Origin of the sequence: Intestinibacter sp., from assembly GCF_051866655.1 — a bacterium.
GTDB lineage: Bacteria > Bacillota > Clostridia > Peptostreptococcales > Peptostreptococcaceae > Intestinibacter.
In genome coordinates, this window is sequence record NZ_JBJDXL010000332.1 from 1 (window position 1) to 3,497 (window position 3,497).

The 3,497-nt window shown below is 29.2% G+C and carries 5 protein-coding genes; all 5 read right to left on the reverse strand.

Features of this window, described 5'->3' with window-relative positions:
- A partial coding sequence (locus ACI3VO_RS09835) for a hypothetical protein (RefSeq protein WP_439757751.1) occupies positions 1-191 on the reverse strand: 191 nt, incomplete at its 3' end.
- A gap of 268 nt (positions 192-459) precedes the next feature.
- Positions 460-1,425 (reverse strand): peptidylprolyl isomerase, encoded by a 966-nt coding sequence (locus ACI3VO_RS09840; RefSeq protein ID WP_439757752.1) that lies wholly within the window; start codon positions 1,423-1,425, stop codon positions 460-462.
- 17 nt (positions 1,426-1,442) lie between these two features.
- Positions 1,443-2,243: a polysaccharide deacetylase family protein gene (locus ACI3VO_RS09845; RefSeq protein ID WP_439757753.1), complete on the reverse strand. Its 801-nt coding sequence runs from the start codon at positions 2,241-2,243 to the stop codon at positions 1,443-1,445.
- Positions 2,244-2,449: 206 nt separating this feature from the next.
- Positions 2,450-3,094 (reverse strand): DUF3786 domain-containing protein, encoded by a 645-nt coding sequence (locus ACI3VO_RS09850; protein WP_439757754.1) that lies wholly within the window; start codon positions 3,092-3,094, stop codon positions 2,450-2,452.
- A 22-nt stretch (positions 3,095-3,116) separates the two neighbouring features.
- On the reverse strand, positions 3,117-3,497 hold a 381-nt coding region (hisI, locus tag ACI3VO_RS09855; protein ID WP_439757755.1), incomplete at its 5' end, for a phosphoribosyl-AMP cyclohydrolase.

A 3,497-nucleotide genomic window follows, 5' to 3' on the forward strand; every position in this document is an offset into this window, starting at 1 on the left:
CCTTTTTTAAATCTTCCTTCTAAAATCTTGTTTTTTCCATCTTTTTCATCATAAAGTCCTAAATTATATAAATTTTTTAATTTTTCTTGAGCTAACGCTATAAAAGAACTCATTTCCTCTATATCTAAATTATCTATCATTGATCTAACTTCTTTAGAACTAAACATATTTGAATAATATTGTCGAAACATAATGTACCTCTTTCTAGTTTAGGCAACTTATAATAAAAATTCCTAATCTTGTAAATTCTTGATTATATTATGTCCCAACAAAATTTATTTCATACATAATCTCACAAAATCATTTAACATATATACAATGATTCTAAGTTGAACATATGCACAATAAAGCTTCGCTTTTTTCAGTCTATCTAAAATTTCAAATCAATATAAATTTCTTGTAAATAAAAAATAGCTAGACATATTTATACCAAATAAAATGCCTAACTATTTTTTTATTTTAATATCTCTCTACTTCAGCTTTATCTCTCAAAGTAGCTATATGTTCTAAGTATTTATCTGCAAGTATTTTACTTACAACTTGATCTTTGACATCGTCTAGTGATTTTTGTTCTGTCTTTTTGTCAGTTACTTTAACTATTTCATATCCAAAAGGAGTTTCAAATACATCTGATATATCTCCCTTATTTAATTTAAATACTTCGTTTGTAAATTCAACGTTTTTATCTTCTCTAGTGAAATATCCTAAGTATCCGCCTTTTTTACCAGTACTTTGGTCGTCAGAGTTTTCTTTAGCTAGCTTTTCAAAGTCGTCTCCTGATTTAGCTTTTTCTAGTAGTTTATCAGCTTTAGCTTTTAATTCTTCCTTTTTAGAATCATCCACTGTTTTACCGTCTTCATCTACTGTTGTAACTAGTATATGATAAGCTTCTACAGATTCTTCTTCAAAAGCTTTTTTGTTTTCATCGTAGTATTTTTCGATTTCCTTATCTGTAACCTTTATGTCTTCTTCAAATTTTTCTCTGTACTTTTGAACCATTAAATCTTTTTTAATAGTTTCTTTTAAATAATCCTCATCTACGCTCGCTTCGTCTAATAGTTTTTTGTAATTTGTATTTAAATCTAATACACCTTTAATTTGGTCGTATTTTTGATTTACTTCATCATCTGTAACTTCTATTTTATCCTTCTCAGCTTGTTCGTACACAACTTCATTGTCTATCATATAAGATATTACTTGATTGTCTATTTCTTTTTGTGCTTCTTTGTCATCTTCTGCTTTATTAAAATCAGCTAAATAATCTCTATTTGTGTAACCTGCTGTAGCTACCATTATAGATTTCACTTTTTCAACTTCATCTTTTGAAAATTCAGTTTCTCCTACTTTAAATGCGTTGCCATTAGAGCATCCCACCATTGATAGGCAAAGCGCACCTACTAATCCTAAATATAATATTTTCTTCAATCCGTTCACCTACCTTATTAGTTTTGACTTCCTAATTTTCCATTCCAATAATTTTGCTCTTGTTGAGTTTGTGATATTGGAAGTATTTCATATCCTTCTGATTTTAGATATTTAATTATGTCATCTAATACAGCAACTGTTTGTTTTCTCTCGTGGATTAAAACAGTTATATCGTCGCCGTGTGCGTATTTCTTTAATGTAGACATAATTTGTGGTGAAGTAGATTTCCAGTCTTCAGTATCTAAAGTCCAATCCCATAACTTATATCCAGCAGCTACTAAATTATCGTAAGAAGATTGAGGAGTATAAGGTTTACTACCAAATGGTAATCTTATAACCTTAGAAGTTTCACCAGTTATTTCTGTAAAAGTTTTTGCACAAACATCAAATTCTTCTTTTGCAGATGTAGAAGTTGCATACAATTTGTGTATGTCGTGGCTTACACTATGGAATCCAATAGTATTTCCAGCTTTTACTGCATTTTTTACTTGCTCTGGATATGCTTTCATATTTCCATTTACCATAAAAAATGTTGCATTGACATTGTTGTCTTTTAATATTTCAACCATTTTATCAGTGTATTCTGATGGACCGTCATCTATAGTAATATGGGCAACCTTACCGTAAGTTTTTGTAGGTCCCTTATTTATTTCCTTTGATGAATCGTAGATCATATCTGATATTGTAGTCGATGCTAAAGTAGCATTTCTCTCATAGTCGTTTTCACTTAATTTTTTACTGCTATTAGAACATCCAACAAGTGCTATTAAAGCTGAGACGATTAAAGTTATTATCACTAATTTCTTTTTTGTTTTCAAAGCGATTCCCCCTCATTATTTTATTTTTTGACATCAAATATCTCTATTTCATATTTTCCTACATCAAGTGCCGATAGTCAATAAAAAAACATTAACAATGTTGTAACAAAAAAATCCAGTTACATATAAATATGTTTTTTCAAAAAAAATAGACAACAGTAAATTCGCCTTTACTATTGTCTATTTTTTTATTTATCGTATTATGCTTATTTATCCATTATCTTCAACATTTTTTCAAATAAATACTCTAACATATAATATGTTGTCTCATAATGTACAAACTCTAATACATTGTCAGTCCATAAAACTTTAATTTCTGGTTCAAAATCTGAATCTTCATCGTAGTATACAAACATAAGTTGGATGTAGTCAAAAATATCTATTATATATCCCACATCTCCTTTGTCTATTTTAATTCCGCCTATTTCCTCACAGGCTTTTTCCAATTTATCTATTTTTCCAGAAAATGCTTTGGCATTTCTTGAAAATATCCAACTATTTCTCTGTGTATTTCCTGCGTTTACAACTTCTTTAAGTCCAGTTGGAGCCACAAAATTTCTACTGGCCTTTAGTTCATGTTTTGAAAATCTACCTACATTATCAAGTAAATCTAAAATAGACATTATTTCATAAAATCCAGCATCTACATATGTCGAGTCGTCTTCAATTCTCTGAATCACTGAAGATTTTTTTCCCAATCTATATTCCTGATTTATAAATTTTACATATAAGTACTCAGCATCTTGTTTTAAATCTAATTTTTGAGCTATATCTTGATGATCGAATTTCAAAAAAGCTTCTCTGGCTACATCAGATTGTATTTCGTAATTTGATACCTTTATTATATTCATTTGTTTTCTCCTTTTAAAGGTTTTATTTATATTCCTCAGGTGCATCCATCATTGGATTAAAGAAGCATGAATAATTTCCAGTGTGACAAGCCACTCCTGTTTGTTTAACTAAAACAAGTATAGTATCTGCGTCACAATCGTAGTATAGTCCTTGAACATCTTGAATATGACCTGAAGTCAATCCCTTAGTCCATAATTCTTGTCTACTTCTACTAAAATAGCATGCTTTCTTTTCTGTAAGTGTCTTTTTTATAGATTCTTCATTCATATATGCAAGCATTAAAACTGCACCAGTATCTACATCTTGTGCTATTGCAGGTATTAAACCTCTTTCATCGAATTTTAATTTTTTTATTGCATCAAAATCTATCTTTCCATTTAATGTTTTGTCTGTAGTAACTAA